We start from the raw sequence: 23,077 nt of genomic DNA on the forward strand, positions 1-23,077 counted from the left end.
ATGAGAAAAGCAACACGCACCCAATGGATTAAATTCAGTATAGTCACCTTGCTCTACCTTGCCTTTCTGGTTTGGGTAAAAAGCTGGCTGGGACTGATTGTACTACCCTTCATTTTTGACATCTACATCAGTAAGAAGATACCCTGGGGGTTCTGGAAGAAATCGGAGAATCCTGCCGTACGCAGCATCATGAGTTGGGTGGATGCCATCGTATTTGCGCTGGTAGCCGTCTACTTCGTAAATATCTATGTGTTCCAGAATTATCAGATACCGTCTTCCTCATTGGAGAAATCCTTGTTGGTAGGCGATTTCCTTTACGTCAGCAAGATGAGTTATGGTCCGCGCGTACCGAATACGCCGCTTTCCATGCCGCTGGCACAACATACACTACCGGTATTCAACACCAAATCGTACATCGAATGGCCCCAATGGGAATACAAACGTGTACCGGGCTTCGGCAAAGTGAAACTGAACGACATTGTGGTGTTCAACTTCCCGGCAGGCGACACGGTAGCCACCAACTTCCAGCAGACAGACTTCTATACCCTTGCTTACGAAGAAGGAAAACGCGCGTATCCCAACAAGGTGAATATGGACAGCCTGACACGCAAGCAGCAACGTACCGTCTATGATTTGTACTACAATGCCGGACGTAACCTCATCCGTTCCAATCCGAGAATGTACGGTGACATTGTCATACGCCCCGTTGACCGTCGTGAAAACTATGTAAAACGTTGCGTAGGCCTGCCCGGCGATACGTTGCAAATCAAGAAAGGACAAGTATACATCGACGGCAAAGCCATTGAGAACCCTACAGAAATGCAATTCAACTACTTTGTACAGACAACGGGACCTTATATCACCGATGATATGTTCCGTGAACTGGGCATCAGCAAAGAGGACCAGACACTGATGACCGACGGTCTGGGCTGGGAAGAGAATCTGATTGAAATGGGACTGGACCGCCGGGATGCCCAGGGCAGGCTGGCACCGGTCTATCATCTTCCGCTCACCAAAAAGATGTACGAGACCCTTACGGGCAACAAGAAACTCATCAGCAAGATTATCATCGAGCCGGGAGAGTTCTCGGGACAGATGTATCCGCTGAACCTTTACACCAAATGGGACCGCAACAACTACGGTCCAATCTGGATTCCCGCCAAAGGTGCCACCATCAAGCTGACCGAGGATAACCTGCCCATCTACGAACGCTGTATCGTTGCCTATGAAGGCAACAAACTGGAAGTCAAGGAAGACGGCATCTACATCAATGGTGAAAAGACCGACTCCTATACCTTCAATATGGACTACTACTGGATGATGGGCGACAACCGCGACAAGTCCGCCGACTCCCGATACTGGGGTTTTGTGCCGGAGGACCATGTCGTAGGAAAGCCTATCGTAGTATGGTTGTCACTGGACAAAGACCGGGGCTGGTTTGACGGTAAGATACGCTGGAACCGGATATTCAAGTGGGTGGACGGCATTAAATGAAAAAAGGGTGTAAGATAGCAATCACAATAGTTGGAGTGGCACTCGTCGTGGTGCTGCTTCGGGGTTGTGTGGCAACTTCCTATCTTATCCCCTCTTCCGGCATGGAAAATTCACTGTACCAAAGTGAGCGTATTCTTGTAAACAAGTGGAGCTACGGTCTGCGGCTTCCTTTCATGAAGTTATGGGGGTATCATCGCTGGGCGGACAGTCCGGTGCAGAAAGAGGATATTCTTGTATTCAACAATCCTGCCAATCTTTCAGAACCCGTGATTGACCGACGGGAAGTCTTCATCAGCCGTTGCATCGGTATTCCCGGAGATACCTTGCTGATAGATTCGCTTTTTTCAGTGATTCCTTCCGAAAAGAATGCGCCCGACCAGAAGTTTCTTTATTCTTACCCCAGACAACGGGAACGACAGTTGGATTCATTGCTTTCCATACTTTCCATCGCTCCCAACAAACTATTGGGGCAGGACTCAACAAAGAATATACGCAGTTTCAGCCGTTATGAACACTACTTGCTGGAACAAGCCATGAACGGGAACTGCTGGATAGAACCTATTGTCAAGGAAGATTCTATGGAGATACTGAAACCTCTGATAATCCCCAGCAAAGGCAAAGCCGTGCGCGTATATCCGTGGAACAAGACTTTGTTGCGAAATACCCTGGTACTTCACGAAAAGAAACAAGCCGAAATCAAAAACGACACCCTTTATGTGGAAGGCAAACCCGTGCAACACTGCCATTTTACCAAAGACTACTACTGGGTAGGTGCCAACAATGCCATCAATCTTTCGGACTCCCGTCTTTTCGGTTTCGTCCCCAAAGACCACATCATAGGCAAGGCATCTATCATCTGGTTCTCCAAAGAAAAGGGAACAGGACCTTTCAGCGGTTACCGATGGGGCAGGATATGGAAAAGAGTGGAATGACAAACAAATGAAAGAATAAAAATGAAAATACAAACAATGCACAGTAGCTTCAATCGTAAATCGCAAATCATCTAATCGTAAATATACTGATGAAAACAGTTTTTCTTTCTTCCGCCTATTTGGCTCCCATAGAATATTATACCAAATTGCTGGCATACGATAAAGTATTCATCGAACAGCATGACCACTATATGAAGCAGACTTACCGGAACCGTTGTACCATTGCCGTACCGGACGGTGAACTGGCCCTTTCCATCCCCACCGTCAAACCGAATACCCTAAAATGCCCGATGCGCGATATACGCATTTCAGACCACGGGAACTGGAGGCATCTGCACTGGAATGCCATAGAATCTGCCTACAACCACACTCCTTTCTTTGAATATTATAAAGACGACTTCCGCCCTTTCTATGAAAAGAAGTATGAGTTTTTAGTCGATTTCAACGAAGAACTTTGCCATCTTATCTGTTCTCTGATAGACATACAGCCCGATATGGCACGCACCACCGAATACCGGACTGAATTCACTCCGAATGAAGCGGATTTCCGCGAACGCATTCATCCGAAAAAGGATTTTTCTCTGGAAGATACAGAATTCTCACCACAACCTTATTATCAAGTGTTTCAAGAGAGACTCGGGTTTCTGCCCAACTTGAGCATCATAGACCTGCTGTTCAATATGGGACCGGAGAGCTTATTGGTATTACAGAAGTCCATCACTCTAAAATAAGACATGAAACCGAAAGCAACAATACAATGGACGCTTGCCTTCCTGCTCCTGGCATCTTGTATGCAAGCACAATCCATTTGGAACACAGCACACCTCGCAAATGTAAAACACTCTATTCACGAGCCTTTCTATGCCACAACTTACGAGATATTGAAAGCGGAAGCGGACAGGTTATTGGACGCCCAGCCCCTTTCTGTCATGATGAAAGAAAAAACACCTGCCAGCGGTGACAAGCATGACTATATGAGCCAAGCCCGATACTATTGGCCCGACCCGACAAAGCCAAACGGCCTGCCTTACATCAACCGCGACGGCGTATCCAATCCTGAACTGAACAAACTAGACCGTAATCGGTTGGGAACAACAGCCGGCCGCATCACTACCCTGGCTCTGGTCTGGTACTTCAGCGGAGAAGAGCAGTATGCCCGGAAAGCCACAGAACTTATCCGCGTATGGTTTCTGAACAAAGACACCCGAATGAACCCCAACCTGGAATATGCACAAATGATGCCGGGACACAATAACGACAAAGGTCGCTGCTATGGGCTGATAGACACCTACTCCTTCATAGAAATGCTGGATGCTGTGGCACTGCTAGAACAGTCAAAAGCATTTACTACCCAGGACAGCAAACAACTGAAGAAATGGTTTTCCAAACTGACCGACTGGATGCTCGCCAGTCCGCAAGGTAAGGAAGAAGCAGCCAGTGCCAACAACCACAGCGTAGCCTACGATGCCCAAATCATAGCTTTCGCCCTCTATACCGGTAACAAGAAACTGGCGCAGGAAATCATCAATGACTTCCCCCAAAAACGTATCTTCCCCCAGATAGCTCCTGACGGACGACAACCGCACGAACTGCAACGTACCCTTGCCTTCCACTACTCACAGTACAACCTGACCCACTTTATTGACATCATGCTGATGGCAAAAAATCTTGGAATCAAGCTGGATGACATCACCTCTACCGATGGACGTAACTTCTACAAAGCCATGGATTTCCTGGCTTCCTACGTCGGAAAGGGCCTCAGTGAATGGCCCTACCAGCAGATAAGCGGCTGGGAAAGCTCGATACAGAATTTCTGCAAAGACCTCTACCGTACTGCCGTCTACCTGAATCCTGCACGCAAAGACTACCTGAATCTTTATTATGCCCACCGTATCCTAAAACCGCATGACAACTTCAATCTACTGTATATACAAGCCACGGCATTGGACAACCCGATAAGGAAATAGCACTTTCTTCCGGACAACAAATGCATCTTTTTTGTATGATTGTTAGTCAGTGCAACAGATTATTCCGTATTTTTGCAACGCTAATCAAATAAAACACAACGTAATTTTTAAATGAACGAATCATGAAAAACTTATTTAACATTAAAGACAAAGTAGTGGTCATAACCGGCGGAACAGGAGTATTGGGGAAAGCCATCGCCTTTCATCTGGCAGAAGAAGGTGCAAAGGTCGTCATTTTGGGACGCAAGGCAGAAATAGGGGACGCCATTGCCGGAGAAATCAAGGCAAACGGTGGAGAAGCCATGTTCCTGACAACCGACGTGATGAACCGTGAACTGCTGGAACAGAACTTGGCTGACATCCTGAAAGCCTATGGCCGCATAGATGCCCTGCTGAATGCAGCCGGCGGAAATATGCCGGGTGCCACCATCGCGCCCACGGGCACTTTCTTCGATTTGAAGATAGAAGAGTTCCAACGGGTGCTTGAATTAAACCTGACCGGTACCGTACTGCCTACACAAGTCTTCCTCAAACCGATGGTGGAACAGAAGACAGGCGCTATTGTCAACTTCTCCAGCATGGCTGCTTTCCGCCCCATGACGCGTGTAGCCGGATATGCTGCCGCAAAAGCCGGTATCTCCAATTTCACAGCCTTCATGGCTACGGAAGTTGCCAAGAAGTTTGGTGAAGGTATTCGTGTAAATGCCATCGCACCCGGATTTTTCCTCACAGAGCAGAACCGTGCCCTGCTGACGAACCCGGATGGAAGCTACACGGAACGTGGGCAAGATGTGATTCGCCAAACTCCCTTCGGACGTATGGGCCGTGCAGAAGAGCTTTGCGGAACCATCCAATACCTCATCAGCGATGCTTCCAGCTTTGTCACCGGTACGGTGGCTGTAGTGGACGGAGGGTTCAACGCATTCGCCATGTAAATAGTAAATTGCAAATCATCAAACAATAAATAACATGATTCTTTGTGAACAAACCTGGCGCTGGTACGGTCCCAACGACCCGGTAAGCCTTTGGGACATCAAACAAGCCGGGGCTACCGGCATTGTAAACGCCTTGCATCATATTCCAAACGGGGAAATATGGACAGTAGAGGAAATCAAGAAACGGAAAGAAATGATTGAAGCCGTCGGTCTGCGCTGGTCTGTAGTAGAAAGTGTACCCGTACACGAACATATCAAGACCCAAACCGGAGACTTCCAGAAGTATATCGACAACTATAAAGAGAGCTTGCGTAACCTGGGCAAATGCGGCATTCACATTGTCACCTACAACTTTATGCCCGTACTGGACTGGACACGTACCGACCTCGCCTACGAACTACCCGACGGCAGTCGTGCCCTCCGCTTTGAACGTGCCGCTTTCATCGCCTTCGACCTCTTCCTGCTACGTCGTCCCGGTGCAGAAGGCGAATACACCGATGAAGAAAAGGCCAAAGCCCGTGCCCGCTTCGAACAGATGACAGAGGCAGACAAACAACTGCTTGTACGCAACATGATTGCCGGACTTCCCGGCTCAGAAGAAAGCTTCACCCTGGAACAGTTCCAACAGGAACTGGACCGCTACAAGGGCATCACTCCGGAACGCCTGCGTGCCAACCTGATCTATTTCCTGCAAGAAATCACTCCGGTAGCCGACGAAGCAGGTGTCATGCTCGTTATCCATCCGGACGACCCACCGTGCTCCATCCTCGGCCTGCCACGCATCATGAGCTGTGCTGCCGATTTCCAGGCACTGATTGACGCTGTTCCCAACAAGAGCAACGGTCTTTGCCTCTGCACCGGTTCGCTCGGTGTAAGCAGCGCCAACGATTGTGCAGTCATCATGCAGCAATTTGCCGACCGCATCAACTTTGTCCATCTGCGCAGTACACAACGCGACGCCGAAGGCAATTTCTACGAAGCCAACCACCTGGAAGGAGACGTGGACATGTATCACGTGATGAAAGCCTTCCTTGAACTGCAACAACGCCGTGGTGTCTCTATCCCGATGCGACCCGACCACGGACACCAGATGGTAGACGACTTGAAGAAGAAAACCAATCCCGGCTATTCCTGTATCGGCCGTCTGCGCGGACTGGCAGAGCTTCGTGGACTGGAAATGGGTATAGCCAAATCGCTGTACGAATAAGGCACAAGATATAGCAAGCATAAGGAAAGAACAGGAAGCCCTCCGTCCGAAACTTCAAAGTTTCGGACGGAGGGCTTCCCTTTATAAGTTTTCTGCCATCAGCCGCCTCTTCTTAAGGCACTGTCTGCCGACATTTATTTACCTTCTTTTGCAGCAAGCACTTTCCATACAACGGCACTCAGCGCAGCACCCACAAACGGAGCTACAATGAACAGCCACAACTGAGAGAGAGCCTCGCCACCCTGGAACAGTGCCGGACCGATGCTACGGGCAGGATTGACAGAAGTTCCCGTAACAGGAATACAAACAATGTGCACTAATACCAACGTAAGACCAATGGCCAATCCTGCAAGATTACCCGCCCCCTTCTCGGAATCCGTAGAACCTAAGACAACCAGCACAAAGATAAACGTGAACACAGCCTCTGCAATGAATGCCTGCAACATCATTCCGTCAGCAAACCCATTGGAACCGGTAGCCGTAGGACCACCATGAGCGCCCGTAGACACCAATGCATAAAGAATGGCAGAACCGATAACCGCCCCGATAACCTGAAACACCATATACATGGCTGCATCTTTCCCGCTCATCCTGCCGGACAACAGAACACCCAGGGTAATGGCAGGATTAATATGACAGCCCGAGATTCCTCCGATAGCGTATGCCATCGCCACAACGGACAAGCCGAAAGCAAAAGCCACTCCCAGCGTTCCGACACCTGCACTAACCGCCCCCGCCGCACTTCCGGCAAAGACAGCACTACCACATCCCATCAGGACAAGAACCATTGTCCCGATCATTTCTGCTAAATACTTCTTCATGATAGTTTTTATTAAACATTGATTTCTGCAAAAATAAATATAAAAGATGAAAATCTGCCCAAACACGGCGGTAAAAACTCACCCATTACTACAAAACATCACTGCTTTAACTCTAACATCCAGCATATCTGCATCTTCCTTAGCCAACCCGAAGAAACTCAGAAATATAAGAAAACATATTGGCTTGTAAAGAGTACAAAGAAAGGGTGCAACCTCACGGCCACACCCTCCATCTACACTATCTTTGATAATAACCTAAAAGGAAACTTTATTTTCCTACATCATTTCAATTCAAAAGGAACCGTTCCCTTCACATCGGCTGCCGAAGCTGCTATGACAGCCTCGAACTTGCCCGGCTCGGCCACCCAAGCGTGCTGGGTGTCATCGAAGAAGCTAAGAGCCTCCTTATCAATGGTAAATGTGACTTCCTTTGTTTCGCCCGGAGCCAGTTTCACCTTTTGGAAACCTTTCAGTTCCTTGACGGGACGAGGCAGAGAGGACTTCTTGTCACTGATGTACAGTTGGACAACTTCCTGCCCTTCGCGCGCTCCGGTATTCTTTACAGAAACCTTCACGGTCAGCGTACCGTCGGCCTGCATGGTCTTGCTGTCGGCCGTCGGCTTGCCATATTCGAAAGTGGTATAGCTCAAACCGTGGCCGAAGGGGAACAACGGTTTCACCTTCTTCTGCTTATCGGCCCAACGGTAGCCCACGAAGATGCTTTCATTATACTTGATGTCGATGATGTCCTTGCTCCGTTTGCCGGTATATTCGCCCAAGCTGTGGGCCGGGCAGTCCTCCAGCTTCACGGGGAAGGTGAACGGAAGCTTGCCGCTGGGATTGACATCACCCATGAGGATGGCGGCAAGGGAACTGCCGGCTTCGGAACCCAGATACCAGTCCTGCACGATGGCAGGCACCTCGTTCACCCACGGCATGGCAATGGCGTTGCCGGAGATGTTGACGACAATCAGATTCTTGTTCGCCTCGGCCAGTGCGGAGATAACGGCATCCTGACCGTAGGACAAGCCCAGACCCTTACGGTCGGAGTCCTCGCAGTCCTGGCCGTTGCTCTTGTTCAGGCCGCCGATGAAGATGACATAATCGGCATCCCGGGCCTCTTTCACGGCTTCAGCTATCAGCTCTTCGGGAGTACGGTCATCCTTCAGATTCTGTCCGGTCACCACCCCGTTGTATTCACCGCTTGCATCGCCCACGTAGCCACGGGCATAGACCACCTCGGCCTTGCCGGCCACACGCTGCTTGATGCCGTCCAACGGAGAGAGTTCGCGCTGTACCTTCAGGGAAGAACTACCACCGCCTACGGTCATCATCTTGATGGCATTCTCGCCCACTACAAGAATCTTTTTAGCCCGGTTCAGGTCTATCGGGAGCACATTGCCCTTGTTCTGCAACAGTACGATGCCCTCCTCACCGATGCGGCGGGCAGCCTCGTAATGTTCCGGAGAGAGCATGCTTCCCCACGGACGGTCGGGGTTCATCACCGTACGGAAGATAAGGCGCAGAATGCGGCGTACCTTGTCGTCCAGTTCCGTGGTACCTACCTTACCTTCGCGGATGAGGTTCAGATAGGGATTTGCCAGATAATAGTTATCGTATGCGTTGCTGGCACCGTTCGAGAGCCCGTTGGTCCAACTGCCGAATTCCATATCCAGCCCGTTGGTGATGGCTTGCCGGGTATCGTGCGTGCCGCCCCAGTCGGAAATGACTACGCCGTCGAATCCCCATTCGCCCTTCAATATATCGTTCAATGTGTATTGGTTGTGACAAAGATGTTGGCCTTTGTATAGGTTGTAGGCACCCATGATGCTCCACGCTCCGCCTTCCTGCACGGCCATCTTGAAAGCAGGCAGATAGATTTCATAAAGAGCACGGTCGTCCACGATGACGTTGGTGGTGTGGCGGTTCACTTCGTGGTTGTTCAAGGCGAAGTGTTTCACGCAGGCAGCCACGCCGTTCTGCTGCACGCCCCGGATATAGGGCGACACCATCTTTCCGGCCAGATAAGGGTCCTCACCCATATACTCGAAGTTGCGTCCGTTGAGCGGTGTGCGGTAGATATTGACACCGGGGCCCAGCAGGACGGACTTGTTGCGGTAGCGTGCCTCTTCACCGATGCTCTGTCCGTAAAGGAGAGACATTTCGGGGTTCCAGGTTGCCGCCAGACAGGTCAGGGCAGGGAAAGCCACGCAGGAGTCGTTGGTGCATCCGGCTTGTTCCCACTCGTCCCACAACACATCGGGACGTATGCCGTGGGGGCCGTCGTCCGTCCATACATCGGGAATGCCCAGACGGGGCACACCCGCACTGCTGAACTTGCTTTGCGCATGGGTCAACTTCACTTTCTCTTCCAGGGTCAGACGGCTTAAGGCGTCTTCCACTCTTTCTTCAATAGGTTTGCTTGCGTCCAGATAGACGGGCTTCTGCTGGGCCGAAAGAGGCAGCGCGACAGCGGCCAGAACCAAACCGAATAATACTTTTTTCATTGTTGTATAATTAAGTTGTTATATAAGTAAGCAATCATAATCAGTCCGTACCATTGATAATCCCCGACATACAAGGGAATATGACTTAGCCCTACCTACATAGGAACTGAAGTCCTTACACCCGTATAGTGAGTACCCATAACATCCGGATGTTGTTGTCCAAAACATCCCCATGTTTTACCCCAAAACACCCGGATGTTTTATCCCAATACATCCCCATGTTTTGCCCTAAAACATCCGGATGTTTTGGGTGCTCAGTCCTATGGTGTGTACAGCTAAGTCCCTACCTCTTTCATGCTAAGTCCCGGCATCTCATCCTCTGGGACTTGATACGTACTGTTTGCAGCGAGGCAGCACCCGCTACTTCATTCCCAATGACCGGATATAACCCTCCTGAACCACACAATTCTTCAGTTTGCATGCCTCGATAAAGTCCATCATCGCCTTGCGGGACATGGCCTGCGCGGGACGTGCCTCACGGATTTCCTTGTACGTGGCACGCGGTGCTTCGGAGAAATACACGATGTTTGCCCAGTTCTCCGGCGGAGTGATGCCGACGAAAGAAGAACCGTCCATCTTCTTGTAGGGCCAGAAGGTATAGCCGATGTTGTTCTCGCGCATCGTCTGGCAGAAAGCGGCCTGCCATTCGTCCGTATTGTGGCCTATCTCACCCATGTACATGGGCAGGTTCACACTGTCGCGGAAGTTGATAATCGTCTGGATGGCAGCTTGGGTAGGTTCGCCTCCGTAACGGTGGCAAGTGTACATTATCTTGTCGTCGAACTTGGAGTCCTTGAAAGGCTTGAAATTACCGTTCCATTGCGCACCGCCCAGCAGGATGATGTGGTTGCTGTCCACCTCGCGGATGGCGGCTACACCTTTCTTGTATACATCTTCCAGCTTGCCGTTGAGTTCCTCCATGTTCTCGAAGTAAGGGGCAATGGGCTCGTTGAAGAGTTCGTAACCGAGGATGACCGGTTCGTTCTTGTAGCGGTCGGCTATCCGGCGCCAGATGTCACAGTAGAGTTGCTGGCTGACTTCGCTGTCGAACAGCCAGGGATAGCCGTAGCTGTCGTCGATGTTGTCGCCCGTCTGTCCGCCGGGGGCGTCGTGCATGTCGAGGATGAGGTACAAGTCCGATTCGCGGCACCACTCTACCAGGCTGTCCACGCGGGCAAAGCCGTCTTGGTCGGCAGTCAGCCCCATATAGTCCTCGTCCGTAAACAGTTTGTAATGGAAAGGCAGGCGGATGGTGTTGGCACCCTGCTCCTTGATGAAGCGGATGTCCTCGCGCGTTACATAATTGTCCTTGAATGCTTTCCAGAAGTCGGCCGTAAAGTCCGGTCCCACCAACTGGCAGAACATCTCATTGATGAAACGGCCGGAATTGGTCTTGTTGAACTTGAACATGTATCCTTCCGGATTCAGCCAGTTGCCCAGGTTGGTACCCATGATGAAGAGTTTGGTACCGTCGGGCTTTATCAAGTCCTGACCCTGAATGGTTACGAATGCATCCGAAGTTACTTCTTTTGTCGCTTGTTTCTCACCGCATCCCGCAAGGCCCAAAGACAGCAAGGCGATGGAAATGCTTGTCGCTAATAAATGTTTCATGGCAATAATTTTGGTTATAGTATTAGTTGCGATATTCGCTTTTGCTTCCCCAAAGTTAGGAAAGATAAGAACACCTCGTACCGGCGAATCGGGAATAGGTGGAAGGAGTGAAGAAGCATGAACAAACAAACAACTAATAATCAGAAATATAATCAAAAGAAGAGAAAGGCAGAAAGTGGATTCAAAAAGCCGGTTTGACGTATTGTCAGCGTATCTGCATCAGCCGTATTTCAAAGTCCTCGCGCGAAATGCGGGCCTTGTTCTTCACTTTGGCACGGTAATTATAGATGGTGTTTACGGAATAACGGAGGAATTCTGCAATCTGCGAACTGTCGTCGATGCCCAGACGAATCAAGGCGAAAATGCGGAGTTCCGTATTCAGCAACTCGCCTTTACGGAGCACGATGCGTTCTTCGGGCTGCAGCAAGTCATTGAATTTATCGACAAAATCGGGGAAAAGGTGCAAGAAGGCAGTATCAAAGTTATCATAGAGTTCCTTCAGTCCGGTGTCCAGCACCTCGCGGGAACGCACCATCTTCAGCAGCTCTTCCATCTGCCCGGCAGAGATTTTCTTGTTGACCATCCGCCGGTAGGTATCCAGCCGGTTGATATAAACGGAGCAGAGATTCATGAAACGGCCCACATACTCCTCCTTGATGTTGTTTGAGAGTTGCAGTTGCTCGTTGGCATGCTCCAGCTTGTTCCGTGCGGCAGAGAGTCGCTGCATCTGCCGGTAGATAAAGCCCACTGCCACCACCAACAGCACAATCAAAGCGCTGATGAGCCAGAGGTACAGCCGGAGCCGGTCATTCTGCTTCTCACGCATGGCCTGATAAGTGAGGTCTATCAGTGAAAGGATGCCGGCAGTCTGGAGGCTGCGGCTACGGGCGTTGTATCGGTTGGTTTCGTCCCACGAGAAACGGATGTAACGGTAGGCATGCTCCATATCCCCTTCCTCATAAAGAAGTTCCGCCAGGTTCCAGAGTGAGGCATGGTCTGTGATGCTCAGGCGAATATCGGTCAGTGCAGACAAAGCCAGATAGCGCTTCTCCTCCTCCCGGTTCCCGAGCCGGCGGTAGAGCAATGAGCGCTGATAGGTCACCAGCGCATATTCGGGAGTATTGGGCTTGGCATGTGCCAGACGCGTATCATTGATGCTCAAGGCTTCGTCCGGATGGCCTGCAGCGGCCTCCCGCGTCTCTCTTCGTTCCAGATAGAGGGGGGATGAAGGCAGAAGTACCTGCATCAAAGAATCGTCATAATGGGTAGCCAAAGCCTGATAATGCTTCTTGAAAGAATCGTCCAGCGTATAGAAACTCAGTTCTGTGTAAAGTTTATGACAGGCATTGTAATAGTCCGGCAGCAGATGGGAGGGAAGGGAGGCTTTGTCCGTCTGCCTCAAGAGTTCGGCGGCTTCCTCGTACATGCCTGCCGAAGCCATCAAGTGGGCAAGCTCCAGCCTTGTTTCGAGTGCTGCATCCTGCCGGCCATAGCGCTCTGCCCAATCCAGATTGACACGAAGATAATGGATGGCCGAATCGCAGATATATGCCTTATACTCCTTATAAATTTCCCCATTCCATCGAAAAAAAGAGATATTGGCGGTATCGGTATCCAACACTTGGCGCTTCAGCCGGGCAATGCGTCCTTCACGCACGGCGACATAGTGCCGGTGCGCCTCGATAGCCTCATCCAAAGAGGACGTCAGCGCAGTAAAAGAGGGCGTGCCGGCAGCCAAAGCCACACTTTGCCATACCACGACGGCAAGAAAACAAAAAATGAACAATCTCCTTTCCATGACCATAAAGTTCATGCAAATATAGCAAGAAATCCTGCAAAGCAGTAGCATCGGAAAGAATAGTTTCCTATATTTGCGTTCAAAACCCCCAAACAAATTATCTATCATGAAAAGCTTAACACTCCAACGGATTGCCGCGGTAGACGTATTCCGCGCACTCACCATGTTCCTCATGCTCTTTGTCAACGACATTCCCGGACTGAAAAACGTGCCCCACTGGCTGATGCATGCCAGGATGGACGAAGACATGATGGGATTCTCCGACACCATCTTCCCTGCTTTCCTTTTCTGCATGGGCATGTCCGTATCCTTTGCCATACAAAACCGGTACAAAAAGGGAGACAACACCCTGCAAGTCGTGGCCCATATCTTCTGGCGGACAGTGGCACTGATTGCCATGGGACTGTTTTCACTGAACAGCGGAGGCATCGAAGGCGGCCTCTCACATCAATGGTTTTCCATCTTGATGGTCATCGGCTTCTTCCTCACCTGGGGGGTATATCCCAAAGCGGAAGGAACGAAAAAGACCCTTTTCACCGCAATGAAAACAGCAGGCGTGCTGCTGCTCGCCTTCCTCGTCATCTACAAGGACATGAACGGGAAACCGTTCCAGATAAGCTGGTGGGGCATCCTCGGACTTATCGGCTGGACGTATGCGGTATGTGCAGGCATCTATCTATTCACTCGGGAGAACCTGCGGAAGAATGCCATTGCCTGGTTCGTGGTCGTATTGCTTGCCGTAATCAGCCATTCAGACCTGATACCGGGAGAGTACGGCAGCCGGATTATCCTGCTTCCCTTTATCCCGAGTGACTGGACACTGCATGCCTTCGGTATGTCCGGCGTATTGACCTCCCTGCTCATGCAGCGCTATGCCGACCGGGAACGGCCGGGACGATTCATCGGCATGCTTTGTGCCCTCGGCGTAGGAATGCTTGTCCTTGCCCTCGTCTCACACCCGTTCTGGATTATATCCAAAATACAAGCCACACCGACATGGCTGTTCTATTGCCTCGCCATGTTCTTCCCGCTGTTCGGTTTCTTCTACTGGCTGACGGACGTGAAAGGCAAAACCAACTGGTTCGATATCATCAAACCTGCAGGTACGGCAACGCTGACCTGCTATATTATCCCTTACATCTGGTATGCTGTCCAGCAACTGCTGCATCTGCACTATCCCGAGGCATTGGGAAGCGGTGTACCGGGGCTGCTCAAGTCCCTCATGTTCTCGCTTGTCATTGTGGGGCTGACCGGCCTGCTGGTGAAAGGCAAGATTAAACTGAAAGTATAATGTTGAAAGTTCAGACACCCAACGGTGAAGACAAGGTGCTGCTGCATTCGTGCTGCGCACCTTGCTCCTCTGCCATCATCGAGTGCATGCTGGAGAACGGCATACGCCCCACCGTATTCTACTGCAATCCCAACATCTATCCGCAGGCGGAATATGAGATAAGGAAAGAGGAGGCTATCCGCTTCGTAACCTCCAAAAACCTCGATTTCATCGACGCGGACTACGACTATGCACACTGGCTGCACACTATAAAAGGACTGGAAAACGAGCCGGAACGTGGCAGCCGATGCCTAAAGTGCTTCACACTGCGCCTGACAGAGACAGCCCGCTACGCCTCCGAGCATGGTTTCTCCGTATTCACCACTACCCTCGCCTCTTCGCGCTGGAAAAGCCTGGAGCAAATCAATGAAGCCGGACGCCGTGCCGCCGCGCTCTATCCGGATACCCTCTTCTGGGAACAGAATTGGCGGAAAGGCGGGCTCCAGGAGCGGCGCAACCAACTGCTGAAAGAGTATGACTTCTACAACCAGCAGTATTGCGGCTGTGAATTCAGCATGCAACGGTTGGAAAAGAACGAAACGATATAAAATCGGCCGGATTATGTACGATATCGTACTAAAACTAGGTACGTTTCCCGTAACTTTGTTTCATGTTAACAATAAGAACTAAAGAAAACATGAAGAAACTGACTTTTACATTATTCATCGCCCTAGCAGTGGCATGCCTCTTTTCAGTTCCCTGCAATGCCAAGGGAAAAGCAAAACACGTAGTTTTCATCGGTCTTGACGGCTGGGGTAGCTACAGTGTTCCCAAAGCAGACATCCCCCACATCAAGCAACTGATGGCAGACGGTTCTTATACATTAGAAAAACGGACTGTACTTCCCTCCTCCAGCGCCGTCAACTGGGCAAGCATGTTTATGGGGGCAGGTCCTGAATTGCACGGATATACGCAATGGGGCTCCAAGACTCCCGAGCTTCCGTCACGCGTACTGAACCAGCACGGCATATTTCCTACCATCTTCCAGCTGCTACGTGATGCCCGGCCGGAAGCGGAAATAGGCTGCCTGTATGAATGGGACGGTATCAAATACCTTGTAGACACTCTTGCCTTAAGCCACTATGCGCAAGCGCCCGACTACAACAAACATCCCGAAGCCTTATGCGGTATGGCAGAAAAGTATATCAAGGAGAAACAACCGACCCTTCTTGCCATTTGCTTTGACAACCCCGACCATGTAGGCCATCAAGCCGGACACAATACTCCTGAATATTACGCCAAACTGAAAGAACTCGACGGTTATGTGAGCCGCATCATCCAGGCCGTTACAGAGGCAGGCATGCTGAAAGAAACAATCTTCGTCGTTACTGCCGACCACGGAGGCATTGAAAAAGGACATGGCGGCAGGACCATGCAGGAAATGCAGACTCCCTTCATCATCTCCGGAAAGAACATTAAGAAAGAAGGCGAATTCCACGAAAGCATGATGCAGTATGACGTTGCCTCCACCATTGCCCACATCTTCGGGCTGAAACAGCCACAAGTATGGATAGGACGTCCTATGTTGCAGGTTTTCAAATAAAAAAAGCGGTCAGCGATAAATGAGCGTCGAAAGATAGTCCTCGGCAAACATCTCGTTCGCCACCTCTAACAGAGCTTCCGAAGTGAGCTGTTCAATGCGATGGAACACGGCTTCGGAAGTTTCGCATTTATTATAATGCAGGAAAGTCTTTCCCATACCCAGCGCATTGTTCTCATTATTATCCGAAGCTACACCGATTTGCCCGATAAGCTGCTTCTTGGCGGCCGCAAGCTGCGAGGAAGTCATCCGGACATCACGCAAGCGTTTCAATTCCTTATATACCAGGCGGGTGCAGTAGTCCAAATCTGCAGGGTCGCAACCGAAGTAGATGCAGAAAGTTCCCGTATCGGTATAGGAAGTCAAGTTGGATTCTACGTTATAGACCAGCCCACGACGTTCACGGAGAGAGACGTTCAGGCGGCTATTCATGCCCGGGCCACCCAAGACATTGTTCAGCAGGTAAAGTGCGGTGCGCTTGTCATCGTATGCATTATATCCCCGGCTGCCAATCATGACATGTGCCTGGTGAGTATCCTTATGCACTACAAGATGCTCGGGTACATAGAGGGGAGGCGGAGTACGACCATAATGCACCGGTGTTGCCGGTATATCCGCCAGAAGTTTTTTTGCCATAAGCACAACTTTCTTGAAACTCAGATTACCCAGAACAAAGAAAACCATATTGTTGGGATGGTAGAAGTGGGCAGTGAATGCGGCAGCATCCTCACTGCGAAACTGCTTTAACTGCTCGGGATTGCCAAGAATGTTGCGTCCCAGGGGATGCCCCCTGAATATCAAGTCCTCAAAATCATCGAAGATTAGCTCGGAAGGATTGTCTTCGTAGGACTGTATCTCGTCGATAATCACCTCTGTCTCCTTCTCTATCTCGCGTTGCGGAAAGGTGGAGTGGAATACAATATCCACCAGAAGTTCGAAGGCACGGCCGAAATGCTCGGTCAGGAAAGCAGAGTAAATCACCGTCTCTTCCTTGTTGGTGTAAGCGTTGAGGTCGCCGCCCACATTCTCCATGCGGTTCAGAATGTGCCATGCCTTGCGCTTGGCGGTACCTTTAAATATAAGGTGCTCCACAAAATGCGCCATACCCTGCTCGTTTTCAAGCTCGTCGCGCGTACCCGCATCTACGGCAAAACCACAATAAGCCACTTTGGAGGCTGAGGGTTCGTGAATGATGCGCATGCCATTGGGCAGGATATATTGATTGAAAGTTGGCAGTAAATTTTCTTTTAAGTTCTTCATTCTGACGTTTCAAACTATTTGAGGCGACAAAAATACAATAAAACTTATTGCCGTTTATAGAAAATTGCAGATATTTGCAATTGCTATAATTTTAAGCACATTAATCAAATTAGCACATTAAGTATGATTGCATCCATTCAAGAGCTTTTGCAGAAAGAGGCACAAGCCGTACTGAACATTCCAGTGACGGACGCTTATGAAAGAGCTGTAGAACTCATCGTAGAACAAGTGCACCGCAAAAAAGGGAAACTGGTAACTTCGGGTATGGGCAAGGCCGGACAAATAGCCATGAACATCGCTACTACCTTCTGCTCCACCGGCATTCCTTCCGTTTTTCTGCACCCCAGCGAAGCACAGCATGGTGACCTCGGCATTCTTCAGGAGAACGACTTGCTGCTACTTATCTCCAATTCGGGCAAAACTCGCGAAATCGTGGAGCTGACACAGCTGGCACATAACCTGAACCCGGAGCTGAAGTTTATCGTCATCACCGGAAACCCCGACAGCCCCCTGGCACACGAATCCAATGTATGCCTCAGCACCGGGAAACCGCAAGAAGTATGTGTACTGGGCATGACGCCTACGACTTCGACCACCGCCATGACTGTCATCGGCGACATCTTGGTGGTACAGACCATGAAAGAAACAGGATTCACTATTGAAGACTACTCCAAACGCCATCACGGCGGTTACCTCGGAGAAAAATCAAGATCGTTATGCGTAAAGTAATAGGTATAGGAGAAACCATACTGGACATCATATTCCGTGGCGGACAGCCCACAGCGGCCGTTCCGGGCGGTTCGGTATTCAACGGCATCGTTTCACTGGGACGTATCGGCGTTCCCATCTGCTTTATCAGTGAAACGGGCAACGACCACGTGGGCAATATCATCCTCAACTTCATGCGCGAGAACAATATTCCCACAGACCATGTCAATGTCTTCCCCGACGGGAAATCCCCCGTATCACTCGCTTTCCTGAACAACCGGAGCGATGCGGAATACATCTTCTACAAAGATTATCCCAAACAACGCCTGGACGTGGAATATCCGCAGATTCAAGAGGACGACATCGTTATAATAGGGTCTTATTATGCCTTAAACCCCGTATTGCGCGACAAGGTATTGGAACTGCTGGAACGCGCGCACGACATGCATGCCATCATCTATTACGACCCCAATTTCCGTTCGTCCCATAAAGAGGAGGCCATCAAGCTGGCTCCCACCATCATCGAGAATCTGGAATACGCCAACATTGTACGCGGCTCGCAGGAGGATTTCTTCTATATGTGGGGCTTGCAGGAGGCCGACAAGATATACAAGGACAAAGTGAAGTTCTACTGCCGCAACTTCCTCTGCACGGCCGGCGCGGAGCAGGTTTCATTGCGTACCGGCACAATTTCCAAAGAATACTCCATTCCTCCGTTGGAAGCGGTCAGCACCATCGGTGCGGGCGACAACTTCAATGCAGGCATCATCTTCGGGCTGCTGAAGTACAATGTACGCTACGAGGACCTCGATACCATGGACGAGGCCACTTGGGACAAAATCATCCAATGCGGCATTGAGTTTGCCGCCGAGGTATGCAAGAGTTTCAATAACTCCGTTTCAAAGGAATTTGCAGAAGCACGGAAATACCAACCATAGGCACCCTTACAAAAGGGTGTTCACCACAGATTACACGGCCTGAAAATCCATGCAATCTGTGGTAGGACAGCTTCCGGATTAACAAAATTCTCCTGTTTTTCCTTTCATTTCTGCTTTTTTTTTGCTTTATTTGTCTATTCTTTATACCTTAAGCATTCGCGCTATGAATAGAAAAGGAAACAGACAGCACTCTCCAACCCCTCCTAAGCAGAAATGGCAAAACATCTACCTTGCACTGTGCGTTCTTTTAGGAATGCTCGCCTCTTGCGAAACAGAAGAATCTTTCTATCAACCCCGATTCCCGGCAAACAACATCCCGTTGACCCGGCAAGCGTTATTCAAGCCGGAAAACTTCTTTGCCTACACCGACTCTACCCTGAAAGCCGTGATTTCCGCATTACGCAGAGTAGAAGAAGAAAAGCATTTCACCGCTCCTTTCCTGTTGAAATACGGCATTCCTCTCTGGAACTTCACCTACCAATTGACCGAAGAAGAAGAGACCTGCATCTTCGTTCCCCTCTACCGCCTTGACAAGCCACACTGCATCGATGCCATCTGGCTGTTGCACATCAAAGACGGATGGATGAAATTCCTTCCATTGAAGCGTGATGACGAACTCATAAGAGAAAGCGACCAAGTGTTCATATTCGACTTGTTAAGCTATCTGGTATTTGGCGAAGAGAATGCGCAAGGACTCACATTCAAGCCTCATGCCCAGACCCGTTCGGTAATAACCGTCACCCAATGCTGGGATGTATATACCGGACCTAAAGACCAGCTGGAATACAGCTATACCAACTGCGTTAGTCATTCCTATTGGGTAGATGATGCCCTTATAAATAATAGCAACTGGAACAGTGAAGGAGGAGGAAGCGGCGATGTGTGGATTGGAGGAGGAAGTTCAGGAGGTTCCGGCTCTTCATCGGGCACTCCGGCAGGAAATATATTCAAGAAAGAGGCCGACCAAGACTCGCTTTTATGGGTAATCACCGAAAACATGACAGCCCGAATCATGGAAGACTGTTTGGGAGGAGACCTATACAGCCAACTGAAAGAGAAAGTCAAAAACAACAAAATCAATCTGGAATTCGATTTCGGCAAAGGGTATTCCTACAATTGGGAAGAGCATACCTTGCACATCGGATTGGAAGAATTGGAAGCAAACAACCTTCTGCATGAAATGTTCCATGTTTTCCAAACCACACAAGAGCCTATATCATCGTTCAAAAGTTCTATGATGAACAGAGAGATAGAAGCGCACTATGCGCAATACCTGTTCTTACAAAGGAGAGCGGAGTGGACGGACAAAAAACAAGATAAATATGCAAAAAGCCAACGCCTAAGAGCAACAACTTCATTGACTAAATATGTAAATCAGCAAGGTCATGTTACAACTTCATTCTTGGATATCTTTGAAACCTATATATCTAATAATGTCGTTAATGCTTTCCGTCAGGAAGGATACGACAATTATCCATTTAAAGAGTATTCGGATATCACCAATATTTTTCCCAACATAAAATTAACAACTAAAAATTGTGACGAATGAAAAGACTATTGCTTATTACACTGCTTATAGGATACATCTACCCTTGTGTAGCACAGGACAAACCTATCAGAACAGAAGAATCACTTGAAGGAACAGTCATTTATAAAAAGACCACCACTTTCGAGGTAGATGGTTATACGTACCAATGCGACGTAGATGACGGTAGCCAGTTTGTGACTCTTTATAACAAAGAAAACAAACTGACATACGAAAAGATTGTGTATAAAGACACGGGGAAGACATATATTGGCAGCTGGAGTAGCAATGTAATTGAATATGACAGATTCATGAGTCAGCAAGCAGATTTCATAGTAGACCAAGCATTCACCAAAGCCATGGCAGATGAAATTGGGAAAACGGAACTTATGATAACCATGTTGCTCAGTCCAAATACGGGAGAAGTAATGGAAGTGAATTTCAATTTTTTCACCTTTGAGCCATACGCCAAAGTGCCACTACATGTATATAGGGAAATCGAAGTAAAACTGAAAGAACAAATTCATTTTAAACCCATAGAGGAAGGAAAACAACTCAACTACATTATGCTGGCATGGATGCAAAAGCCCCAAGGGAAACTCCCCCCATTACCTCCTCCCGGTTCGCTAATGTAAGCAACATACAAAATTAACAACTAAAAATTGTGACGAATGAAAAGACTATTGCTTATTACACTGCTTATAGGATACATCTACCCTTGTGTAGCACAGGATAAACCTATCAGAACAGAAGAATCGCTTGAAGGAACAGTCATTTATAAAAAAACCACCACTTTCGAGGTAGATGGTTATACGTATCAATGTGACGTAGATGACGGTAGCCAGTTTGTGACTCTTTATAACAAAGAGAACAAGTTGACATACAAAGATATTGTATATAAAGCCACAGGAAAAATATACATCGGTAGCTGGAATGAAAAAAAAGTAATTGAATACAATAGCTCCATGAGTAAACAAGCAGACTTCATTGTGGACGAAGCTTTTACCAAAGCCATGGCAGATGAACTCGGAAAGCGTGAGTTCACAATAACCATGCTACTCAGTCCGGATACGGGGAAAGTAATGGAAGTGAATTTCAATTTCACGACCTTTAGCCCATACGCCAGAGTACCACTGCATGTATATAGGGAAATCGAAGTAAAACTGAAAGAACAAATACACTTTAAACCCGGAGAAGTGGGAAAACAACTCAATTACATCATGCTGTCATGGAGACAAAAGCCCCAAGGGAAACTCCCCCCATTACCACCTCCCGGTTCGCTGATGTAACATTGTAAACCAACCTGCCTATGCACGAAAGAATCTATAGCAGTTTTTTTAAAGTTCAAAAAAGAAATATAAAAGCTTGGCATTGCTGTTACCTTCTGTGGGTAAATTACATATATTTGTGATTAACGACATCAGAGAGGTTACGAATTATGTATAAGAACTTATTGAACTTGCTTGTTTTGGCAGTGCTGCTCCCTTCCTGCAATGGCACTGCCCCTCACATTTCCGTTGTATGCGAAGAAAACAACGTGGGCAACTGCATTGTAAAATGGGAAATGGCCCCTCTCATCAAAGGAAATGTGAAGGTATATGCTTCGACCAATCCCAACCATATCCCCGAAGATGTTCCCGTTGCCGTCGCCAACATCTCCGACCTGAAGATGACTGTCATCACTACCGACCCTACACAACGATACTACTACACACTTGTATTCGCTGACAAATACCGGGTAAAGATTGCCACCCGCAACATCAACATCCCCGGCATACAGAACTTCCGAGACCTGGGAGGCTATTCCTCCTATCCCACCCAAAAGAAAGTGCATTGGGGCATGCTGTACCGCTCTGCCGAAATAGATAAACTGAAACCGTGTTCGCGCAAAGAGCTCAAGAACATAGGCATAAGGACTATCATCGACCTGCGTTCATCTGTCGAAGCGAATAGACAAAGCCCTTTGCAACAGGCATTCAAAGTGATCCATATCCCCATTCCTACCGGCGACATGGAGTATATCCTGAAAGGTGTACAGGAACAGAAAATCAAGAGCGATACTGTCTACCGAATCGTGGAGCAGATGAACCGCGAGCTCATCAGCAACTACACCAAAGAATACCGCCGGATTTTCGATATTCTGCTGGACAAGAACAATTATCCCGTCGTTATCCATTGCTCGTCGGGCAAAGGGCGCACAGGCATCGTATCGGCACTTGTGCTTGCCTCCCTTGGAGTGGACGAAGACATCATCATGGAAGACTACCGCCTCAGCAACGACTACTTCAACATCCCGGCGGCCTCCCGATACGCCTACCAGCTTCCGGCACGCTCGCAAGAGGCCATCACCACCCTCTTCTCGGCACGCGAGGATTTCCTGAATGCCGCCATCGAAGAAATGGAACGAAGGTATGGAGATACCGACACCTACCTGCAAAGAGGCATCGGTCTGACAAAAGAAGAAAGAAAGAGACTGCAAGACATTCTTTTAACGGATAATTGAC

At 49.1% G+C, this 23,077-nt stretch carries 19 protein-coding genes and 1 pseudogene; 15 read left to right on the plus strand and 5 right to left on the minus strand.

The genetic code is table 11. The annotated features are described in order from the left end of the window. From lepB (DWY55_RS03095) to uxuA, 6 genes and pseudogenes are all read left to right on the plus strand, one after another. Window positions 1-1,494 (plus strand): signal peptidase I, encoded by a 1,494-nt coding sequence (gene lepB / locus DWY55_RS03095; protein ID WP_117878309.1) that lies wholly within the window; start codon window positions 1-3, stop codon window positions 1,492-1,494. Beyond that, window positions 1,491-2,426, plus strand: a complete 936-nt coding sequence (lepB, locus tag DWY55_RS03100) for a signal peptidase I (protein ID WP_005826058.1) — start codon at window positions 1,491-1,493, stop codon at window positions 2,424-2,426. The genes lepB (DWY55_RS03095) and lepB (DWY55_RS03100) overlap by 4 nt, the downstream gene beginning before the upstream one ends. Before the next feature lie 89 nt (window positions 2,427-2,515). Continuing rightward, entirely contained in the window at window positions 2,516-3,157 is a 642-nt protein-coding gene (locus DWY55_RS03105; protein ID WP_005826060.1) for a WbqC family protein, read from the plus strand. Between the two features lie 3 nt (window positions 3,158-3,160). Beyond that, window positions 3,161-4,378: pseudogene (locus DWY55_RS03110) on the plus strand (alginate lyase family protein); the annotation flags it as partial. 137 nt (window positions 4,379-4,515) lie between these two features. Continuing rightward, window positions 4,516-5,328, plus strand: coding sequence for an SDR family oxidoreductase (locus DWY55_RS03115; RefSeq protein WP_057254023.1), 813 nt, complete (start codon window positions 4,516-4,518; stop codon window positions 5,326-5,328). A 34-nt stretch (window positions 5,329-5,362) separates the two neighbouring features. Next, window positions 5,363-6,535 carry a mannonate dehydratase gene (gene uxuA, locus DWY55_RS03120; RefSeq protein WP_005826068.1) on the plus strand — a complete coding sequence of 391 codons (1,173 nt, stop codon included), beginning with the start codon at window positions 5,363-5,365 and terminating at the stop codon, window positions 6,533-6,535. A gap of 134 nt (window positions 6,536-6,669) precedes the next feature. On the opposite strand, the gene DWY55_RS03125 is transcribed toward uxuA, so the two are convergent. The 4 genes from DWY55_RS03125 to DWY55_RS03140 all read right to left on the minus strand — a co-directional run bounded on the left by DWY55_RS03125 (window position 6,670) and on the right by DWY55_RS03140 (window position 13,272). Continuing rightward, the gene (locus DWY55_RS03125; protein ID WP_022401890.1) at window positions 6,670-7,356 is read right to left on the minus strand and encodes an MIP family channel protein; all 687 of its coding nucleotides are present in this window, start codon (window positions 7,354-7,356) and stop codon (window positions 6,670-6,672) included. Between the two features lie 281 nt (window positions 7,357-7,637). Then, window positions 7,638-9,863 carry a glycoside hydrolase family 3 C-terminal domain-containing protein gene (locus DWY55_RS03130; protein ID WP_009037433.1) on the minus strand — a complete coding sequence of 742 codons (2,226 nt, stop codon included), beginning with the start codon at window positions 9,861-9,863 and terminating at the stop codon, window positions 7,638-7,640. Window positions 9,864-10,223: 360 nt separating this feature from the next. Next, a complete protein-coding gene (locus tag DWY55_RS03135; protein WP_009037434.1) occupies window positions 10,224-11,474 on the minus strand; it encodes a glycoside hydrolase family 5 protein in 1,251 nt (416 codons plus the stop codon). Window positions 11,475-11,679: 205 nt separating this feature from the next. Next, window positions 11,680-13,272 carry a DUF6377 domain-containing protein gene (locus tag DWY55_RS03140; protein WP_196030896.1) on the minus strand — a complete coding sequence of 531 codons (1,593 nt, stop codon included), beginning with the start codon at window positions 13,270-13,272 and terminating at the stop codon, window positions 11,680-11,682. Between the two features lie 106 nt (window positions 13,273-13,378). On the opposite strand from DWY55_RS03140, the gene DWY55_RS03145 reads away from it, so the two are divergent. The 3 genes from DWY55_RS03145 to DWY55_RS03155 all read left to right on the plus strand — a co-directional run bounded on the left by DWY55_RS03145 (window position 13,379) and on the right by DWY55_RS03155 (window position 16,145). Then, window positions 13,379-14,563, plus strand: coding sequence for a DUF5009 domain-containing protein (locus DWY55_RS03145; RefSeq protein WP_120178012.1), 1,185 nt, complete (start codon window positions 13,379-13,381; stop codon window positions 14,561-14,563). Then, window positions 14,563-15,150, plus strand: a complete 588-nt coding sequence (locus DWY55_RS03150) for an epoxyqueuosine reductase QueH (RefSeq protein WP_008662117.1) — start codon at window positions 14,563-14,565, stop codon at window positions 15,148-15,150. Before DWY55_RS03145 ends, DWY55_RS03150 begins: the two co-directional genes overlap by 1 nt. An 89-nt stretch (window positions 15,151-15,239) precedes the next feature. Then, window positions 15,240-16,145, plus strand: a complete 906-nt coding sequence (locus DWY55_RS03155) for an alkaline phosphatase (protein ID WP_022401893.1) — start codon at window positions 15,240-15,242, stop codon at window positions 16,143-16,145. A 9-nt stretch (window positions 16,146-16,154) separates the two neighbouring features. Here the strand turns inward: DWY55_RS03155 and DWY55_RS03160 are convergent, their stop codons facing one another. Continuing rightward, window positions 16,155-17,402: a M16 family metallopeptidase gene (locus DWY55_RS03160; RefSeq protein ID WP_022401894.1), complete on the minus strand. Its 1,248-nt coding sequence runs from the start codon at window positions 17,400-17,402 to the stop codon at window positions 16,155-16,157. Between the two features lie 123 nt (window positions 17,403-17,525). Here DWY55_RS03160 and DWY55_RS03165 point away from each other — a divergent pair, with 123 nt between their 5' ends. From DWY55_RS03165 to DWY55_RS03190, 6 genes are all read left to right on the plus strand, one after another. Next, window positions 17,526-18,131, plus strand: a complete 606-nt coding sequence (locus tag DWY55_RS03165; protein WP_022401895.1) for an SIS domain-containing protein — start codon at window positions 17,526-17,528, stop codon at window positions 18,129-18,131. Then, entirely contained in the window at window positions 18,119-19,048 is a 930-nt protein-coding gene (locus DWY55_RS03170) for a carbohydrate kinase family protein (RefSeq protein WP_044468247.1), read from the plus strand. The genes DWY55_RS03165 and DWY55_RS03170 overlap by 13 nt, the downstream gene beginning before the upstream one ends. 163 nt (window positions 19,049-19,211) lie before the next feature. Further along, complete coding sequence (locus DWY55_RS03175) at window positions 19,212-20,597, plus strand: hypothetical protein (protein ID WP_117720805.1); 1,386 nt, start codon at window positions 19,212-19,214, stop codon at window positions 20,595-20,597. Beyond that, window positions 20,594-21,208, plus strand: a complete 615-nt coding sequence (locus DWY55_RS03180) for a DUF5043 domain-containing protein (protein ID WP_005826095.1) — start codon at window positions 20,594-20,596, stop codon at window positions 21,206-21,208. Before DWY55_RS03175 ends, DWY55_RS03180 begins: the two co-directional genes overlap by 4 nt. 36 nt (window positions 21,209-21,244) lie before the next feature. Then, window positions 21,245-21,862, plus strand: coding sequence for a DUF5043 domain-containing protein (locus tag DWY55_RS03185; RefSeq protein ID WP_005826097.1), 618 nt, complete (start codon window positions 21,245-21,247; stop codon window positions 21,860-21,862). Window positions 21,863-22,011: 149 nt separating this feature from the next. Then, window positions 22,012-23,076, plus strand: coding sequence for a tyrosine-protein phosphatase (locus DWY55_RS03190; RefSeq protein WP_022401897.1), 1,065 nt, complete (start codon window positions 22,012-22,014; stop codon window positions 23,074-23,076). Window position 23,077 lies beyond the last annotated feature (1 nt).

The organism is Bacteroides sp. AF25-38AC, from assembly GCF_003602995.1.
Lineage (GTDB): Bacteria > Bacteroidota > Bacteroidia > Bacteroidales > Bacteroidaceae > Bacteroides > Bacteroides uniformis.